Annotated in this window: 19 protein-coding genes; 1 reads left to right on the top strand and 18 read right to left on the bottom strand. The window is 45.5% G+C overall.

Features of this window, described 5'->3' with window-relative positions:
* Window positions 1–98 precede the first annotated feature (98 nt).
* The 3 genes from DC498_RS26600 to DC498_RS21540 are packed head-to-tail and all read right to left on the bottom strand — an operon-like array spanning window position 99 to window position 1,437.
* On the bottom strand, window positions 99–194 hold the full coding sequence (locus tag DC498_RS26600) for a heavy metal-binding domain-containing protein (RefSeq protein WP_255415855.1): 96 nt from the start codon (window positions 192–194) through the stop codon (window positions 99–101).
* An 11-nt stretch (window positions 195–205) separates the two neighbouring features.
* A complete protein-coding gene (locus tag DC498_RS21545; protein WP_054282523.1) occupies window positions 206–517 on the bottom strand; it encodes a hypothetical protein in 312 nt (103 codons plus the stop codon).
* 14 nt (window positions 518–531) lie between these two features.
* A complete protein-coding gene (locus DC498_RS21540) occupies window positions 532–1,437 on the bottom strand; it encodes a DUF3347 domain-containing protein (RefSeq protein WP_116876228.1) in 906 nt (301 codons plus the stop codon).
* 196 nt (window positions 1,438–1,633) lie between these two features.
* Here DC498_RS21540 and DC498_RS26255 point away from each other — a divergent pair, with 196 nt between their 5' ends.
* Entirely contained in the window at window positions 1,634–1,891 is a 258-nt protein-coding gene (locus DC498_RS26255) for a hypothetical protein (RefSeq protein ID WP_157444941.1), read from the top strand.
* Between the two features lie 255 nt (window positions 1,892–2,146).
* On the opposite strand, the gene DC498_RS21535 is transcribed toward DC498_RS26255, so the two are convergent.
* From DC498_RS21535 to DC498_RS21465, 15 genes are all read right to left on the bottom strand, one after another.
* Window positions 2,147–2,368, bottom strand: coding sequence for a heavy-metal-associated domain-containing protein (locus DC498_RS21535; RefSeq protein ID WP_054282526.1), 222 nt, complete (start codon window positions 2,366–2,368; stop codon window positions 2,147–2,149).
* 447 nt (window positions 2,369–2,815) lie between these two features.
* A complete protein-coding gene (locus DC498_RS21530) occupies window positions 2,816–3,424 on the bottom strand; it encodes a DUF305 domain-containing protein (RefSeq protein WP_054282527.1) in 609 nt (202 codons plus the stop codon).
* A 201-nt stretch (window positions 3,425–3,625) separates the two neighbouring features.
* Window positions 3,626–6,046 (bottom strand): heavy metal translocating P-type ATPase, encoded by a 2,421-nt coding sequence (locus DC498_RS21525; RefSeq protein ID WP_054282528.1) that lies wholly within the window; start codon window positions 6,044–6,046, stop codon window positions 3,626–3,628.
* Window positions 6,047–6,355: 309 nt separating this feature from the next.
* Entirely contained in the window at window positions 6,356–7,567 is a 1,212-nt protein-coding gene (locus tag DC498_RS21520) for an efflux RND transporter periplasmic adaptor subunit (RefSeq protein WP_054282529.1), read from the bottom strand.
* Entirely contained in the window at window positions 7,564–8,901 is a 1,338-nt protein-coding gene (locus DC498_RS21515; RefSeq protein ID WP_054282530.1) for an efflux RND transporter periplasmic adaptor subunit, read from the bottom strand. The genes DC498_RS21520 and DC498_RS21515 overlap by 4 nt, the downstream gene beginning before the upstream one ends.
* Window positions 8,879–10,132 carry a TolC family protein gene (locus DC498_RS21510; protein ID WP_206197720.1) on the bottom strand — a complete coding sequence of 418 codons (1,254 nt, stop codon included), beginning with the start codon at window positions 10,130–10,132 and terminating at the stop codon, window positions 8,879–8,881. Before DC498_RS21510 ends, DC498_RS21515 begins: the two co-directional genes overlap by 23 nt.
* Window positions 10,116–12,083, bottom strand: coding sequence for an efflux RND transporter permease subunit (locus DC498_RS26665; protein WP_255415854.1), 1,968 nt, complete (start codon window positions 12,081–12,083; stop codon window positions 10,116–10,118). Before DC498_RS26665 ends, DC498_RS21510 begins: the two co-directional genes overlap by 17 nt.
* A complete protein-coding gene (locus tag DC498_RS26660; protein WP_054282532.1) occupies window positions 12,047–13,345 on the bottom strand; it encodes an efflux RND transporter permease subunit in 1,299 nt (432 codons plus the stop codon). The genes DC498_RS26665 and DC498_RS26660 overlap by 37 nt, the downstream gene beginning before the upstream one ends.
* Before the next feature lie 106 nt (window positions 13,346–13,451).
* Window positions 13,452–13,850, bottom strand: coding sequence for an HYC_CC_PP family protein (locus tag DC498_RS21495; protein WP_116876227.1), 399 nt, complete (start codon window positions 13,848–13,850; stop codon window positions 13,452–13,454).
* Between the two features lie 175 nt (window positions 13,851–14,025).
* Window positions 14,026–14,451 (bottom strand): TolC family protein, encoded by a 426-nt coding sequence (locus tag DC498_RS21490; RefSeq protein ID WP_165813922.1) that lies wholly within the window; start codon window positions 14,449–14,451, stop codon window positions 14,026–14,028.
* Between the two features lie 125 nt (window positions 14,452–14,576).
* A complete protein-coding gene (locus DC498_RS21485) occupies window positions 14,577–15,833 on the bottom strand; it encodes a hypothetical protein (RefSeq protein WP_116876226.1) in 1,257 nt (418 codons plus the stop codon).
* Window positions 15,826–16,005 carry a hypothetical protein gene (locus DC498_RS21480; protein WP_116876225.1) on the bottom strand — a complete coding sequence of 60 codons (180 nt, stop codon included), beginning with the start codon at window positions 16,003–16,005 and terminating at the stop codon, window positions 15,826–15,828. The genes DC498_RS21485 and DC498_RS21480 overlap by 8 nt, the downstream gene beginning before the upstream one ends.
* A gap of 65 nt (window positions 16,006–16,070) precedes the next feature.
* Window positions 16,071–16,658 carry a helix-turn-helix domain-containing protein gene (locus DC498_RS21475; protein WP_240628070.1) on the bottom strand — a complete coding sequence of 196 codons (588 nt, stop codon included), beginning with the start codon at window positions 16,656–16,658 and terminating at the stop codon, window positions 16,071–16,073.
* A gap of 29 nt (window positions 16,659–16,687) precedes the next feature.
* Window positions 16,688–17,578, bottom strand: a complete 891-nt coding sequence (locus DC498_RS21470; RefSeq protein ID WP_116876223.1) for a ribose-phosphate pyrophosphokinase — start codon at window positions 17,576–17,578, stop codon at window positions 16,688–16,690.
* Window positions 17,579–17,659: 81 nt separating this feature from the next.
* Complete coding sequence (locus tag DC498_RS21465; RefSeq protein ID WP_116876222.1) at window positions 17,660–18,415, bottom strand: SDR family oxidoreductase; 756 nt, start codon at window positions 18,413–18,415, stop codon at window positions 17,660–17,662.
* Window positions 18,416–18,419 lie beyond the last annotated feature (4 nt).

Below are 18,419 nucleotides of genomic sequence, written 5' to 3'. Positions count from 1 at the left end.
CCGGAAAGGTTTTGTGGTATCTTTTTCCATAACATGCAATATGCTCATCAACTCTTATACCTTTTCTATTTTTAATTATTAACATATGTGCATATCGTTTAATACAAGAGGCCTAATGTCATACCGCAGAGCGGGCATTTGCCCGGTTCGTCTTTTAGTACCTGCGGATGCATCGGACAAGTGTATTTATTCATAACAAGGGGTTTTAAAATTTATGTGCATTTAATTTTTTTGCCATCTCATGGGTCATCACACCGGCATAAGTACCATAGGCATCAACAAGTACCCCTTTGTTCTTACCGTCATTGGACGATATCGCGTACACGACTGCATTGTTATCAGGACTGCTGTCGAGGCTTTCAAACCTATGTGTTTCCGTTACCGTAAAATCCTTCGGTTTTAGCTTCAGGCTCCTTGATGCACAGTACAGGCAGTCCGGTAACAGACTAAAGTCCATACTGTACCCACGTTGTCTCAGTTCTTTGAGCGCCTGCACCATGTCATCGTACTGTACCATAGCGTTCAGATCTGTTATTTAATGGTTTCTACCGTACTGCCGCAGCTAAGCATTTGTGAGCCATAGAATGGATTTTTAATTACATTCTCCTTACTCAGCCAATTGGCTCCCTTGCCTCCATTATACATAGGGCAATGCTGGTAGTAAACGGGAATGTCCTGCTTGGAGACTTTCGCCAGTTCGTAGATATTACCTGAAAGTGCTGCGAAGCCATTTCTTTGTTTGGCTACATCTTTTGATGTTGAAATACTCGTTGCATTGGCCGCTAAGTCTTTCATTACTTTCATCCAGGCAGTATGTTCCTGTGCCGACAGCTTATTCATATCTACTGCTTTGATGGCTGCTGCCAATTCAGTGGCTTTGGCGGACGCGGTGGCAGCGTCGGTCTTTACCAGGGCATCTTTCACTGAAAAGTAGCTGTCAAATACCGGTTTTAGCGGTGACTGATCCTGGGGGTCCGTCGTTTTAGCTGAGGCATCCATTTTACTGTGATCATGATTGCCGTGCTCTGTTTTCATGCCGGTCATATCCATACCCGCCATATCCTTACCCGCCTCTTTATTTTTGGCAACCGTCTTCAAGGGTCTATCGTACTGGCAGCAGCCAGCCAGTTTTGCATATACGTCATCGGGAGCGCGGAACTTCTCATTGTCATACCCGGCTAAAGCAATACGCTTCAGGATTTCATCCTGGTTTGTTCTGTCGCTGTCGTAAGTGAGTGTAGCCACTTTGGTGTCTTTATTCCAGTCCACGCTGGCTACCTTCTTTACATTACCTGCTTTTTCGATGGTGGTTTTACACATTTCACAATTACCGTAGATCTTCACGGTTTCCGTTTTCGCATTCTTTATCTGTGCAAAACCGTTAATTGATGATAGTAATACAGCGATTACCATCACCATTTTCGATAATGATTTCATAATAATTACTTTTTTAGAAACGGGGTATTAGCAACCCCTTTCCTGGTTAAAGTTTTGAATAAATGATACAAATAGGGGAAGTTCAAAAGCGGAGAGTTGCTTTTGAAAGGGCACACCTATGGCTATCAGGCCATAGGTTTAGCTTATTTTAGGCGGTAGCCAAATGGAGTAATAGCCCGAAGAATAACAGGCTTCTTTGAAACCGAATTTTTGCTTTTTAGCTGCTGCAAAAGGATATTTTGCTTTTAAGTCGATGGGGGTTGGTATGCTTAAAGAAGTTACAGAAGCGCCGCACCTGCAAGAGTTATGTTTACAATTGCCCCCGCAGCCTTTGCCATGCTTGCACTTTTCACAGGATTTATCTTTACAACCTGCCTGGTGTTCTGCTTTGATGGACTTTTTCTTGGAACACGCAGCTTTCTCGGCCGTTGTTGCATTTTTTGGACAGGCATAACTTAGGTTGGGCATCAGAAAGAAACCCAAACACAACAGTGTTAAAATGCCTATATGTATTCTCAAATTTTTCAACGCCACAAAGTTACAAAGAAGATTCGTTTTTTTAATCGTTTTACATCTTTTTGTTATATAAACCAAAAAAAATTACTTACCCTGCTGCCTGTCTTTCTTTAATACGGAAAAAATGCCCTTACCTGAAAACCTAATATATTGAAAGTCATTGGTAAAATGGGCATTTTTCACCTTTTTATGCTTAGGCATTCAACGGCTCTATTGTGAAGCCTGCCTTTTGTACTGTCGATATCACTTCCTGCTCTGTAATGCCCTCTGACTTCACAGTAAGTACTTTGTCCTTATTGGCTGTGTCCACTTCCCAATGGCAAATGCCCTCTGCATTATCCAAATGCGGCTTTACTGATGCGATACAACCGCCACAATTAATGTTTGTCTTGAATTGAAATTCTTTATTTTCCATTGCTTAAAAATTTTTACAGTTATCTGATACTGCAAATTTCCATAAAATGCTGCATGGCTGTATTACGTAATTTCGGGTTTAATTTATAAGATTTACGGATTTCTTTTCCCCTCTCAACCGCAAGCTATAGCGTTCTATTTCCGATCCTGCATTCTTTTGGTTAAGCAGGAGGCTGCTTACGCGGTTAACGGATATATTCCGTTACCGGAAAGCTGATTACATTGTAAAGAAATACCTAAAGCAGGGCTTGCTTTTGTCTGACAACCTTATGGCTTACGGGATCTCGGCAAGGTCAGAAGAAATGAAGGTATCTGCTAACATCCATTGCGATGTTAATGCCTTTGTTTTTTGAAGTACTTACATGCTGTCTAAATTCGGTGTTGTTATTATGCACCTTGATAAAGTTTCCTTTTTAGTGACAGCGCTTTTATCAATAATCAGTAGCCATCAACGTTTGTTTGATTTTATCCAATTGCTTAACTCTTGAATTTCTTTTGTCTGGTCGTCAATCATCATCTGTGCCATCGACTTCAATTGAGCGTTATTGCCAAACATAATGTAGGCTTCTGCGTCTTCAATCGCACTGTTGTGATGTAGAATCAACAGCGTAGCATAGTCATTGTCCAGATCACCGGTTATAAGCTGAACATCTGCCATCTGATCCATTTTCTTCATGTGGGCCATGTGCTCGGCTGAATGGGCCGGTACAGCGTTATTTACTGACTGTGTGGTTAAGAAATCTTTCAATTCCTGTATTTCCAGGGTTTGAGCACTAATTACCTTTTGAGAAAACCGCTTTAAAGAGTCATTCTGTCCTTCCTGGCTTTGAACGGTACTCATGTTTATTGCTCCATCATGGTGCATAATCATCATTTTCGCGAAGTCGATCTCAGGATCGTCGGTCATAGGCATAGCTTCCATTCGGCTCATCATGGCGTGCAAACTATCCATCATGCGGTTTTCGTCATGGCTTTGCAGGCGCAGTTCATCACTATTTTTGTTGCAGGCAGCAAGAATGAATATTATCAATGCGGCAATGGGCATAATTTTTTTCATAACATAGATTTTAGTAAGGAGGGTAAAAACTGTGCCATTAGCCAGCTTGAGGCTCTATTTAGTTTAATTACGTGTCCTGCGTTGATAATGAGCAAACAAGTCCCTGCCTTTTTTAAAAGTTGGACCCAAATATCCCCAATGCCAGTAGATTTATTTGCACATTGTATGTTTTTATGTACGGTTATATTACGCGTTTTATCCTTACCTATTTTTCCATTTCAGTAGCAGGCTATTGCTGACTACACTTACGCTGCTGAGTGCCATTGCCGCCCCTGCAATCATGGGGTTAAGCAGGAAGCCATTCACAGGATAAAGGATACCTGCGGCTATCGGAATGCCAATTACATTGTAAATAAACGCCCAAAACAGGTTTTGTTTGATAGTGGCTACAGTCTGTTTTGACAAGCGTATTGCCTGCGGTATCTTGGTAAGGTCTGAGGAGATGATGGTCATCTTGGCAACATCCATTGCTATATCGCTGCCTTTGCCCATTGCGATACTTACATCGGCTGTTGCCAAAGCGGTGCTGTCATTAATGCCATCGCCTACCATCGCCACTGTTTTACCCTGCTGTTGCAGTTCTTTCACAAAATCGGCTTTGTGCTGTGGCAATACCTCGGCCTTGTAATGCCTGATGCCTGTCTGCTCTGCAATGGATTTTGCGGTAGCGTCATTATCCCCGGTGAGCATATACAGGTCAATGCCCATATCCTGCATTTCTTTGATGGCCTGTACTGATGTGTCTTTAATCTTATCGGCTATGGCAATGACAGCAAGAGCCTGTTTGCTGTTTGCAAACCAGATAACGGTTTTGGACTGTTTGCCCCATTCTTCAGCTTTGTCTTGTAATTCGCCGGCAATGGCAATCTTGTTTTCTGCCAACAGCTTTTTATTTCCTACAAAATAGGTTTCGCCGTTGTGATTGGCTTTTGCCCCTTTACCCGTAATACTGTCGAACAGGGACAAAGAGGTGGTCCCTATCCCTTCATAGTGTTTTGCCACTGCTTCTGCCAATGGATGCTCCGATTGCTTTTCAATGCTCAACAGCACATTTTTGGCAGCGTCGTCATTATTCAGCCATTGGATGCCGGTTACCTGTGGTTTTCCTTCGGTAATGGTTCCCGTTTTATCCAGTACGACGGCATTTATTTTCTTGGCCAGTTCGAGGCTTTCCGCATCTTTAATGAGGATACCCTTTTCTGCTCCTTTGCCTACGCCCACCATGATAGCCGTAGGCGTGGCCAGTCCCAATGCGCATGGACAGGCAATGACGAGTACGGTGACGGCTGCCAGTAATCCCTGTACGATCCCGTCATCGCCACCCAGCACCAGCCACAGCAAAAAGGCCAGGATGGCAATGCCCATGACAACCGGAACAAAAATGCCCGCAATTTTATCTACCAATTTCTGAACAGGCGCTTTGCTTCCCTGTGCATCCTGCACCATTTTGATGATGTGGGCAAGCATGGTCTCTTTACCTACCTTCACTGCTTTAAACTGGAAGCTGCCTTTTTGGTTGATCGTTCCTGCAAACACTTTTTCGTTTTCATTTTTAAGTACCGGGACCGGCTCTCCGCTTAACATGCTTTCATCCACATACGAGCTGCCTGATGTTACCATACCGTCTACAGCAATTTTTTCACCGGGCTTTACCAGTATCACATCACCCGGGTTTACCTCTTCAATGGCGGTCTGCTTTTCTGACCCGTCGGCCTGGATCACCATTACGGTTTTAGGTTGTAAGCCCATCAGTTTTTTAATGGCCGATGATGTATTTCCTTTGGCTTTTTCTTCCAGCAATTTCCCTAACAGGATAAATGCTATGATAACGGCTGCGGCTTCAAAATATACGTGCGCATGCAACCCTCTGTGATGCCAAAAGTCAGCAAACAGCATATTGAATACGCTGAAGACATAGGCAATCCCCGTACTTAACGCCACGAGCGTGTCCATATTGGCGGAACGGTGTCTGGCCTGTTTCCAGGCATTGATAAAGAAATCCCTGCCCAGCCATGCCACAACAGGCGTAGCGAATGCCCACATGATCTGGTTGGCATAAGGTATATCCATGAAGAACATCCCTATCACTACCACAGGTAAAGACAGGATGATTGCCCATACGGTTTTAGTCTTCAGCTTGCTGAAGTTTTGGGCGTGGATGGCTTCCAATGTTTCCTGCTGCCTGGTTTCATCTTCAATCAGTAAATCGTACCCTACGGATTGTACCGCTTTTTGCAACGTTGAAGCGCTGGTCATATTCGGAAGATATTCCACGGTAAGATTCCCGGTAGCAAAGTTGACGGATGCACTGACTACGCCGGGTTGGTATTTTACGATACTTTCAGCACTTCCTGCACAGGATGCGCAGGTCATTCCCAGGACAGGAAAAGCTCCCTTAGTGGTGGTAATGTTATACCCGAGATCCTTTACTGCCTTCACCGCTTCGGGTATTGCCTCATGGTCATTTACCGTTATGGCGGCCCTGCGGTTGTTCAGCTCTACTTTATGGGTGGTGATCCCCTTGACTTGTGCCAGCCCCCTGTCAACGATGGATGCGCAATGGTCACTCTCTACGTTTTCCAAAGGCAGATAGATGATTTCTTTATTATTATCTGTCGTCATATTTTGCTGCTTTATTGAATAATGCAAATTTGACCATAATGCCAGTGGCTACTATTACGAAATTTTGGAATTGATTTATAAAATTTCATGGAACAGGGTTAACCTTGCCAGGGATACTGTTCGCTGCTATTCCGTTTCATGTTGCCAAAGCAAAAACAGGCTGATCCGCACGGGAAACAGCCTGTTTGTTTTAACTTCTTCACTGGTTACCAGTTAAAGTTCAGTGGCACGTTTATTTTGAAACCAAAATTCCTGCCCATAGCAAATACACCCTGCCTGATAATAACCCGCACAGGCGCACCATCGCCATTAATGGTCATGCATCTTGCTTGCTCCCTTTTTGAGGATAAACTCACTGCTCAGCAGGTAGGCACCATCTGTAACCACTACTTCTCCGGGTTGCACTCCTGATGTAATCTCGATCCATAGTGCGTTTTCGGCACCTGTTTCCACCATCCTCGGTTCAAACTTTCCGGCACCTGTTTCTACCCAGATGTGAGCGCCTTTACCGTCATGAATGACCGCATCTACCGGTACGGTGACGGCTCGGGATGTATTGGCCACAGGTAGTTCCACCACGGCCTGCATGCCTGCTCTTAGCTGGTTGTGCAGGTTGGGTATATTGCCCCTGATCGTGAGCAACTGGCTGCCTTCCTGTAAGGCCGGTGCGATAAATTCAACCCGCATTTTTTGCGGTTCGTTCTCAAAGCCGGCTACGGTCACATTTACCAGGTCACCCGTTTTTACCAGGCTTGCTTCGGCAGGATACAGATCTGCTTCTACCCAGATGTTATGGTAGCCTTCCAGGCTCATAATGGGGGAACCTTCTGCTACATATTGCCCTTCGGTAACCAACACTTCAGCAACAATACCATCTACCGGAGCCATATAGGTAATATAAGGGCTGGTTTTTTTGCTGGTTTTTAACTGGTGTACCTGCGCTTCACTTTGATCATAGAGCAACAATTTCTGCCGGGAAGCATCCAGGAGTTGCTGAAATTTTTTGTCTTCCGGAAACTGTGATGCCTGCGCAACGGCAACCAGGTATTCCTGTTGCAATGCTGCGAGTTGTTCTGAATATATTTTATACAAGGGCTGCCCTTTACGCACCGGAACGCCTGTCTCTTTCACATACAGGGCTTCTATTCTGCCCGCTGTCCGGCTGGATATCATATCCGTTTGTGAAGGGTTTACGGCAAGCCTGCCGTTTAGTTGTTTAAAGGAGGAAAAGGAACCCGTTCTCACCGTGTCTGTATTGATGTTTCCCAGCATCTGTTGTGGGACGCTAAGCGTTAAGAAATCACCGGCATTGGTTTTATCAAACGGAACCAGATCCATTCCGCAAATCGGACAGCTACCAGGCTTGTCGCTTACGATCTGCGGGTGCATGGGGCAGGTATAGGTTTGTTTTTGGGTGGTTTCCGTTTGTGTTTTCGTGTCCTTGTTTTTACACGAACCCAAGCCCAACATGGCGATAGCGGCAAGTAGGAAAACGGAGAGGATGTTTATTTTCTGGTTCATTTTGAATAATTTGATGTCAGTCTGATAAAGCTTTCACTGTCCACCAGGAAACTGGCATTTTTTGCTATCTGCCAATAGCCAATGGAATCTTTTATTTCTATCATGTCATTGATTTTGATGCCTGCCTGCACCTGCCTGGGAATAAACACGCCCTTTTCTTTTTTAAATACCACGGCTTTTGTCCCCAGTTGAAGCACGGCATTTTGAGGCAGCCAGTAGGTACCGTCTTTTATTACGTGCATATTGGCAGTGAGTAACTGCCCCGGCTTTAAATCACTACCCGACAGGTACACCCGTGCTACCGTAAAATTTTCGCCATTTTTCTGCGTGGGTTCAATCAGGCCAATGCTGCCGGTTTTTATATCGCCGGGGTTGGCATCGGTATGATACGTCAGTTGTTGACCCCGTTTTAGGGTTGCTGCAATGGAAGGGGCAAACGAAAACGCTGCTATCAGGCTATTGCTTTTGTAAATGGTGAAAACCGTTTCTCCGGCACCAACATACTGCCCTTCCCGGATGAGCACCGGCGTTGGATTAATGGCTTGCTGCGCTGCGGTAGTATTTGACAAAGCGGTACCACCGCCCATTGCGCCCATACCATCTGCAGCGGCGGCGGGTGAGGGTGGCATCGCCGTATTGGCGGGCGATGCGTTGGCAGCTACCTTTTTTTCTACGATGTAACCATCGACACTGCTGTACACGGGCACACGGTACAAAGGCTTTCCGGTTTTAATGACCTGGTTGATCTGTGCCGTTTGCATGCCCAACAAATTAAGCCGTTGCGTTGCCCTTTGCAGCAATAAAGCATTGTCATCGCTGCTGCTGATGTAAATCAATTCTCGTTGTGCGGCGGCCAGGTCAGGTGAATAAATTTCCATAATGAGCTGTCCTTTGCGTACCGGCTGGTAATTGTACCTGATATACATTTTTTCAATTCTTCCGGCAACACGGCTGGAAATGCTTTCCTGGTGCCTGATATCATAGGTAACGATGCCCTGCACCGGGACGGCAAAAGCCTGGCGGCCGCTGTCCGGAGTGATCGTGCTGATACCGGAAACCACCTGTTCGTTCACCGGCTTCAGCAACGGCAAAATGCTGCTATCTACATGAAGCTCATTGGAATGGCTCATGGGTACCAGGTCCATGCCACAGATAGGACATTTACCCGGATGATCCCGCACAATTTCCGGGTGCATGGGGCAGGTATAGGCCGTTGCTTTGTCGTGGGCATGCATTGAATCCGCAGTGGCTGTTCCTGTTTTTTCCTTGCAGGAAAAAAGCAATAGTGAGAACAGCAGCGCGATGAGCAGTTTATCTGAATAATTCCTTTTCATAATCGACGATCATTTGATATAATTTTTGTTTTTCGTCCAGCACATCAAGTCGCATCATGTTCAGGGCGTCCCAGTTATCCAAAACCACTGTGAGGGTGAGCTTATTTTCCTGGTAGGTAATGAAGCTGGCATCAAAGGTTTTTTGCAATGCCGGTATCACTTTTTCTTCTATGGATTGAATGCGCTGCTGCATCGTTTGAATTTCTGCCTGCATGCCGTACAACATGCCCTGTGTCTCCTGGAGCATGGCAGCACGTTCCTGTTCCATCGCCTGGATATTGGACCGCATGGATTTGATTTCCGACTGATACATTTTTTTTGACCACGGCGCAATAGGAATAGAGACCATGCCCATCACACTGAATGCCTGTGGCATCATGGAAGACAACGGCGACATGTGGTCGTATTGAATGCGAAACGAGGGCTTCCGTTCCAGTTTCATGGCTTCGATATTGAGCTGCATGGCGTGGATGCTTTCATTCATCCGCAGCACATCTTTTCGCTGGGTGGCAAGACTGGCCGTGTCATAGAATGTTGCGGCAACAAAGCGTGGTTCATACACCGTATCTATCTGAAGATCTGCATTGCCCGGACGGTTCATTAAAGCATTCAGATAGGCTTTTGCCTTCGCAATTTCGCTCTGTGGCATAAAGAGCATATTGCGGTTCTTTTCGATGGATGCTTCTGCCCGGTAAACTGTGCTTAGCTGCGACTGGTTGTAAGGATAGCGTACCTCTTCAATCTTCTTCATCATCTCCAGCACTTTTTCGTTTTGTTGGATGATCCTGATTTTCTCCAACGCTACCAGCCAGTTAAAATACTGTGATTTTGCCTGTGCTTTCAGCTCATTAAGCGTTACCGCACGATTGGCATTTTCCACATTGCCCTGCGACTGGATGTATCTTTTTTTCGCCTGCAATTTTTTGCCGTTCGGAATTTCCTGTTCCAGCCGCAGCATAAGGGAACCTTTGTCCCTGGCCTCCATTATTTTCTGAAAAGGATAAGGCGTCATAAACGACCCTAAGCCCACCATCGGCGGCATCCAGGCAGTGGCGGCATCGGCGCTGTACTTGTATCCTTCCGCTTTTAATCCGTAGGTTCTGAGCAGGATATTATTGCTGTCTATTTTTTGCAGCACATCGGGCAGGCTCAGCACTTCCTTTTGTTGTGCAAGGGCACTGAAAGGAAGCAGTACGAGCAGCCACAAACATTTTTTAATGGTGAACATCATATACCTCCAGTTTTCCGTATTTTTTTAATTCGTACTCTTTTGCCATTAAGAAGATGAGCGGCGTTACCAGCAGGATGTGAATGGCTGAAGTAAACACACCGCCAATCATTGGCAGCACTACCGGTTTCATCACATCGGTTCCCACGCCGGTGGCCCACAGCACCGGCACCAACCCAAACAGCGAAACACAAACCGTCATGATCTTTGGACGCAGCCTTTTGGCGGCACCCTGAATGACATACTCCCGCAGATCTTCCCTGGTAATGGCTTCACTGGAATTGCCTTTGCGTTTGATCAATTGCTGCATGGCATCGTTGAGGTAGATCACCATGACGATACCGGTTTCCACCGCAATACCAAATAAGGCGATAAAGCCCACGGCAACCGCTACCGAAAGGTTGACGCCCCAGAAATAGATGATATAGGCTCCGCCGATCAACGCAAACGGAACGGTGATCAGGCTTAAAAACGCTTCACGGATGGAGTGAAAGGCGAAGTACAGGGAGAAGAAGATAATCACCAGCACAATAGGCGCGATCCACATCAGCGTTTGCTGCCCCCTGATCAAACTTTCATACTGCCCGCTCCATTCCAGAAAATAGCCTGCCGGTAAAATGCCTTTTTGCTGATTGAGCTTTTCTATTGCTTCTTTTACCGTGCTGCCCAAATCCCTGTCTCTTACATTAAACAATACAGCTCCTCGCAGCAAGGCGTTTTCGGAGTTGATCATGGGTGGGCCGTCTTCAAATTTTACATCGGCTACGGCGCTCAACGGCACTTCGCCGAAACCGGCTGACCGAAGTGGTATGCGTTTAATGTTGTCTACACTGTTGCGGTAATCCTGCGCCAGCCGTACATTAATGCTAAAGCGCTGCCTGCCTTCTACTGTTTGCCCGATGGGCGCACCGCCCAATGCCGTTTCTACGGTTTGGTTGACATCGTCCACGCTCAGACCATAGCGACCTAAATCTGCCCGGCGTGTGTCAATAGCCAGGTATTTGCCGCCTGTGATCGGTTCAACATACAGATCAGCTATACCGGCCGTGCCTTCAAGTGCTGTTTTTACCCGCTCTGATACGACGGCAATCGTATCGAGGTTTTGTCCATAGACCTTTACACCCACATCCGTGCGGATACCAGTAGAAAGCATATTGATACGGTTGATGATTGGCTGCGTCCAGCCGTTTACCACGCCGGGAATTTGCAGTTTGGCGTCCAGTTCGTTAATGATCTTCGCTTTGGTGATGCCTTCCCGCCATTCTTTGTGCGGTTTGAGCATAATGATGGTTTCAATCATGCTGATAGGCGAATTATCGGTGGCGGTACTGGCCCTGCCAGCCTTCCCCAACACCTTGTCCACTTCCGGAACGGATTTGATGATCTTATCCTGCACCTGTAATATCCTTTTCATCTCGGAGTTGGAAACATCCGGTAGCGTAACAGGCATGAACAAAATGCTTTGCTCATCCAGCGGCGGCATAAACTCTGTGCCCAAACTTCTGAGCAGGGGAATGGAAACCAGCAATGCCAGAATATTGATGGCAAGGGTGGTCTTTCTCCACTTCATCACCCATTGGATCACCGGGGTATAGATCCGCTCCAGAAAGCGGTTTACCGGATTAGCACTGTCGGGGCGGAACTTTCCTTTCATGAAGAAGGAAATCAGCACCGGCGCAAGGGTTAATACCAATAGCGCATCCACTATGAGTATAAAGGTTTTGGTGTAGGCCATCGGGTGAAACATTTTCCCTTCCTGCCCGGTGAGTAAAAACACCGGAAGAAAAGAAGTAATGATGATAACCGTGGCAAAGAAGACACCCCTGGATACCTGCTTGCTGGATTTTTCAATAATGGATAACCGCTCTTCCTCGGTGATCCATTTTTCTTTTGCTTTTTTATTTTTTTTGTGCCAGATCATAATTGAGGATTGTCTTTTTGTTCTTGTTGCCAATGTGCGTAGCGGTCTGCCAGGTGCTTGTAAGCATTTTCACTCATCACAATGCCATTATCCACAATTACCCCGATGGCCAATGCGATACCGGTAAGCGACATGATATTAGAGGAAATACCAAAAGCGTTGAGCAGGATGAAGCTGATGGCAATGGTGACGGGAATTTGAATAATAATGCTCAGCGCACTGCGCCAGTGAAACAGGAAGATGATAACGATCAATGAAACCGCTATGATCTCTTCGATAAGTGTGCCTTTGACGGAGGAAATGGATTGCTTTATTAGTTGGCCACGGTCATAAACAATATCAAATTTTACCCCTTCTGGAAAGCCTTTGGCTACTTCCTGCATTTTGGCCTTCACGTTTTCAATTACCTCCGCGGCATTTTCGCCATAGCGCATGACCACAATGCCGCCGACCCGTTCTCCTTCGCCATTCTGGTCAAAAATCCCTAATCTTGTTTCACCGGAAGTTTGCACACTGGCTATGTCCGATACTTTAACGGCAATACCGTTACTGCTTTTTACGGCAATGTTTTGGATTTCCCCGATGGACTGTAAATAGCCGGAGGTCTTGATCACATAGCCGATATCACTTAACTCAAACTTACTGCCGCCCGTTTCGTTGTTATTGGCACGAACGGCGCTGATGACATCACTTACAGCAAGTTTATAGTATAAAAGCTTGTTGGGATCGAGCGTGATCTGATACTGCTTTTGGAACCCGCCAAAGGAAGCGATCTCGCTTACGCCTCGTACATTTTGCAGCGCGAACTTGATATACCAGTCCTGCAAGGCTCTTTGTTCACCGAGATCCATGCCCGGTGCATCGAGGGTGTACCACAGGACATGCCCAACGCCGGTACCATCGGGGCCTAACTGCGGGCTGACGCCTGGCGGCAGGTTGCGGGAAATAGTGCTAAGCCGTTCCAGCACCCGTTCCCTTGCCCAATAAATGTCTACGTTGTCTTCAAAAATGATGTAAATAAAGCTCATGCCGAACATGGACGTGCCCCGCACGTACTTGATCTTAGGAAGGCCCTGTAAATTGGTAACCAGCGGGTAGGTTACCTGGTCTTCGATCAACTGCGGTCCCCGTCCCATCCATTCGCTGAAAACGATGACCTGGTTTTCGGAAAGGTCGGGAATGGCATCTATGGGGTTGTTTTTAACAGCAAAAACGCCCCACGCAAAAAAAGCTGCCGCCAGGACTAACACGATGAAACGGTTGCGCAGCGACCATTCTATAATACGATGTACCATAAATGATAAATAAGGAACGATAAGTAATGCTGATGGTAGATCAGCGGTGGATAGAAATGCCTTTAGCCCAACAGCATACTGTCAGGCTCAAAATGTGGAGCGGAGTCTAAATACGGAAAACGCAATTTCGCTTGTAGATCGGAGTTCCGGTGCTGTAGGGTGGTGCGTTACTGGTGGGATTTTCCTCAGTAATAGAAGAAAAGGTGATAGCTGGAATGTCAATGAAAGAATCAGGCAAGGCTACCGCCATCAAATACAATCCCTGGAAAGCCGTTTCTGTTATGCTGTGATCATTGGTAATTTTGAGCTGCTTGTGTTCATCCTTGCAGCAGCCCTTTTCCACCATTTTGCCCTTGTCGCTGCCGCAAATCGGGCAGTTTTCCTCTTCATTGTCTGATACACTCCATTCTACCATTTTGCCCATACAATAATGCAAATGCAGGGTAGCGCCTGAAGTAGAGGCAAAGTAAGTAAAGGCTAATATGAAAAGGAAAATCTTTTTCATTTTGTCGTTGCAAATATATAAACATTTTTTTTGAGAATGTAGCGTAATAATTTTTTAGCCCGATGATACATGATAAGATAATTGGATTTGGCGTGCTATACGGCTAAGTCTCCGGGCTAATGTATGTCCCAGATTCCGGCCGACCTTTCCAGGTTGATCAGGGCGGAGGCATAGTTCAGCAGCGCCTGGTAATAATCTGTTGTACATCATTATAGGTTCGTTGGGCATTTAATACTTCCAGCAAAGAAGTTTCACCACGCTTGTAACTGTAGATCTTGCCCTCTAAAACTTCTTTTGCATCCGTTAGCATTCCATTGTCGAACTGCTGCACTTGCTTTTGGGCAGCCTGGTAGTTAATGAAGGCTTGCGTAACCTCTACCTGGATTTGCTGTACTACCTGTTGGTACTGCACTTCTGCCTGCTGCATAGAAAATGTTGCTGCTTTGATGTCGCCTTTATAACGATTGGAGAACTTTACAGGAGTGCTTAACCCGGCACTCAGGGAACGGTAAGCCGGTGTGGGCGGCAATATCATTAGTGGACACACCGCTATATAAGTATCTTCATCTGCATGTGTCCAACTGCTTTTAGTTGTATCCAAATCGTTTGACATAATAGCACAACCGGAAGGGCATTATTAGGAACTGATTTATAAGTTTACACCTGATCCAACGATTTGCGTTTATCTTCCCTGATTTGTTTACAATGACTGGGTGTAGAGCAGGCTTACCTGGTTGCCACGTTTCTTGCAATTTTTTCCATGATCAGGTGGCTGTCGCCAAATTTGCAGAGCGCGTCGCAATGTTGGCGCAAATCGGAAAAAAGAATATACTTGATCATTACCTTGTTCTGTTTTATGGCCGGCCGTGACAATTGCCCCACCACATCTTTTTCTCTTTTATCGGGTACGATCAGATAAAATACTTCGTCATCATCGGCGATCGTGTAACTCAAATCTGTAAGCCGTAAGATACCGGAATAGATGCTGGTACTTTTTTCCACCTCAAAGGCAGCAATGACATTATTGGTTGCTTTTTGAAACCATAATACATCAATCAGTTTTACGGTATTCAATGTTTCCCGGTCTAAATCAATCTCCGGAAATGCCTGCAAACAAATAAAAGAAAAATTGTTGCCGCAATGTGATTTGGAGCGGTCATTGGAAGCTGCAATGACATCATACCCCAAAGCGTGACCAATTTTTAGTAAGTGATACTGCATTTCTGTATGCAGATCCTCTTCCTGTTTTTCATGTTCTACTTCTTCTCGTCTTTTTTCAATCAGCTTTTCCAATTTCTTTCTCTCTGGTTCTGACAAATATTCATCTGTACCCAATATGATTTTTTGGGTGCCTATTTCAAAAAGCAATCCTGCAATCGCTCCCAAATCCAGCGAAAGTTCCGAGCGGTATTGCTTATTGGTATCGATCAACACTTCCCGCAGCGCCAGGTACTCGCTCCAACTTCCTAATTTCTTCCTGTCTTTGAACAGATAATTGAATCCATTCAGGATGGCTGTATTAAAGGGTGGTACAATGGTGGGATGCAGGAAATAAAGAATGTTCGATACGGCAGGCCCCAGTCCTTTTATCTTGTAGCTGTCCAGCCGGATAATTTCTTTAATGATTTGCGCCTCTGCTTTTGCATTCAGGCAATTTTCAAGGAACTGGCCAAAGTGCTGCTTATTTGTTTCATTTTCGTAAATGTCGGGGATTCTCAGCTTGGGCTTCCAATAGAAGGGGTGCGCAGCTCCCTCAAACACCTGCTTTTGTTCGGTTATACAGGTGAGCACAAATTCAAGAGAAGATCCTTTAAAATCATTTCCGAATTTCTTGTTTTTAATATCATCCACTATCTGCTGTACGCCTCTGCGGATGGAGCGGAATGCTTTCAAACGTTCTTCGTTATTAGTAAACCAGGTATTATAAACTGATTCCCTGTCAGCTTTATACTGTTGGATGATTGAATGAAGATGGCTATTCATCTTTGATGGCTTTAATGAGTTTTACGGTACCGAACAGGGTATTAAAATAGCGTGTTTCTTCCACATTTTTACATCCAGCTTTTTCGATATAGCCAGGTAACAGATCCTGCAAAACAATCCTTTTATTGGCGGTGGAGATAGGAGAAAAACATGGGAAGAAACACCAGTCCATCTTTTGCTTTTGTCATTTGCGGAAGGCCGCTACTTCGTAACACCAATTTGTTTTACCCTATAAAATTAGACTTTATCCAACGGTTTCCGCTTTTCTTCCCTGATTTGTCTGAAATGGCTTGGCGTAAGACCGGTAACTTTTTTGAATTGGTTGCTCAGATAGGCAACACTGGAGTAATTCATACGCAAAGCAATTTCACTTAATGAAAGCTCGTCGTACACCAGTAATTCTTTAACCTTCTCAATTTTTTGAGCGATAAAGTATTTTTCAATAGTGATACCTTCCACTTCCGAAAACAGATTGGACAGGTAATTGTAATCATGATGCAACGCTTTGCTTAATAAATCGGATAAATTGGTTTTTTCATCATGGTCGCTATGATGTACCATGTTTATGATCACCGTTTTTATTTTTTCAATGATGCGTCCCTTCTTACTGTCTATAGGTTCAAACCCCAGGTCAAGTAAAGCTTGATGAAGCTGCTCCTTTTGATCGGCCGTAAGTTCCTTTTCAAGGGTCACTTCTCCCAACGTGATTTTTTGGGCATTTATGCCAATTTTCTTTAACTCACCGGCTACGACCAGTACACAGCGGTCGCAAACCATGTTCTTGATAAATAAGGTAACCATACTAAAGGGTTCATTTACAGACATTGAATTTGTTACGATTATCCTTGCCAAAGTTACGAAAGGAAAATCTTGTTTAGGGAAGCAGCCATTAGTGCTGTTACATCCAGTGCATTGGAGGCATGCGCAATAGTATTACAGGTAATAATGCTGTCTACTCCGGCATTTTGGAGTTCCTCATAAGCGTTACCGGCAAAAACGGCATGTACACCAATACAGACCGGCGGCTTCATTCCTGCTTTTTTCAGGTGATTCACCGTTTCTATCATGGTACGTGCAGTGGAAATGATATCATCCACCAATACCGGGGTGTGATCCTTGTATTTTTCAACCTGCGGAACGGTTACATTTACTTCCGTATCGCCCTTTCTTACTTTTTCCAGCACTATGTAAGGAGCATTGGCATCTTTAGCTACCTGCGAAACCCATTGCTCGCTTTCACTATCAGGCCCTATCAACAGGGGATTGCCGATATGATCGCGGATATAATCCGAAATAAGAGTTGATGCGTGCAGTACCATGCAGGGAACCGAATAAATTTCGGCCATTGAAGTTCTGCGGTGTAAATGCGGATCAATCGTAAAAAGTCTTTCTGCAAAACCGGAAATCAGTTTGGCAAAATATGCAGAGGTTATTCCCTCCCCTGGATGGAAGACCTTATCCTGCCGCATGTAGGCAAGATACGGGGCTACAATACAGGTGCATTTTGCGCCCAGCGATTTTAGCGTATGAGAAAGAAAATATAATGGCAGCAATTTGCCATCAGGGTGATCAAGCGTACAGACCAAGATCACCTCCCTGCCATTTACATCGGTCAATACGCGGACGTATGTTTCCCCATCAGGGAAATTGCGTATGGTGGTTTCCCCGGTATCAGCTTCTAAAGCTGTAGCAAGTTGCTGTGCAAATGTTTCGTTTCCCGGTAGGGCAAATACAATGGGTTTCATTGACTCAATAGTTTTAAAAAAATAAAGATCATTTTCTATAACAGTATGCTTTGCTGGCAGCAGTTCAGGTTAACCGCTGTGTTACTGAGCGCCCCAACCGCCGTCAACGGTCATAGCGTTGCCGGTCACAAAGGAAGCGGCATCAGCACACAGCCAGATAGCGGCCTCGGCCACTTCTTCCGGCTGTCCCATTCTGCCTATCGGTTCCATGCTCTCAAACTGCTTCACGGTTTCCTGATCCGCTCCGGTAAAACGGTCGATCATCGGGGTTTGAATAACTCCCGGACAAACTGCATTTACCCGGATACCTGATTTGGCATATTCCAGCGCAGCAGTTCTGGTCAGACCGAGTACGCCGTGTTTACTTGCCACGTAAGCGGGAGATCCGGGGAATCCGCCCAGCCCGGCGATGGAAGCATTGTTCACGATAGCGCCTTTTCCCTGCTTCAGCATTTCCTGTATCTCATATTTCATGCAAAGCCAGACACCTTTCAGGTTGATCCCAATGGTTTTTTCCCAGTTCTCTTCCGTGCATTCATGGGTGATGGCAGTAACCCCTTCAATACCGGCATTGTTGAAAGCATAATCCAGGCGGCCAAAGGATTTAATTGTTGTAGCCACCATTTCCCTGACCTCTTCGGTGCTGGATACGTCGCATTTTACAAACAGGGCTTCACCTCCTAAAGCCTGAATAAGATGGAGTGTTTCAGTATCTTCCACCCAGTCGGCAATAACTACTTTGGCTCCCCGTTTGGCAAAACCTATGGCGGCTGACCTGCCAATGCCAAAGCTTCCCCCGGTCACTATGGCTACTTTATCTTTAAATGTTGTTTCCATTGTT

Origin of the sequence: Terrimonas sp., assembly GCF_003075435.1 — a bacterium.
Classification (GTDB): domain Bacteria; phylum Bacteroidota; class Bacteroidia; order Chitinophagales; family Chitinophagaceae; genus Agriterribacter.
The sequence above is the reverse complement of the archived record's forward strand: the minus strand, read 5'-3'. Positions and strand labels throughout refer to the sequence as shown.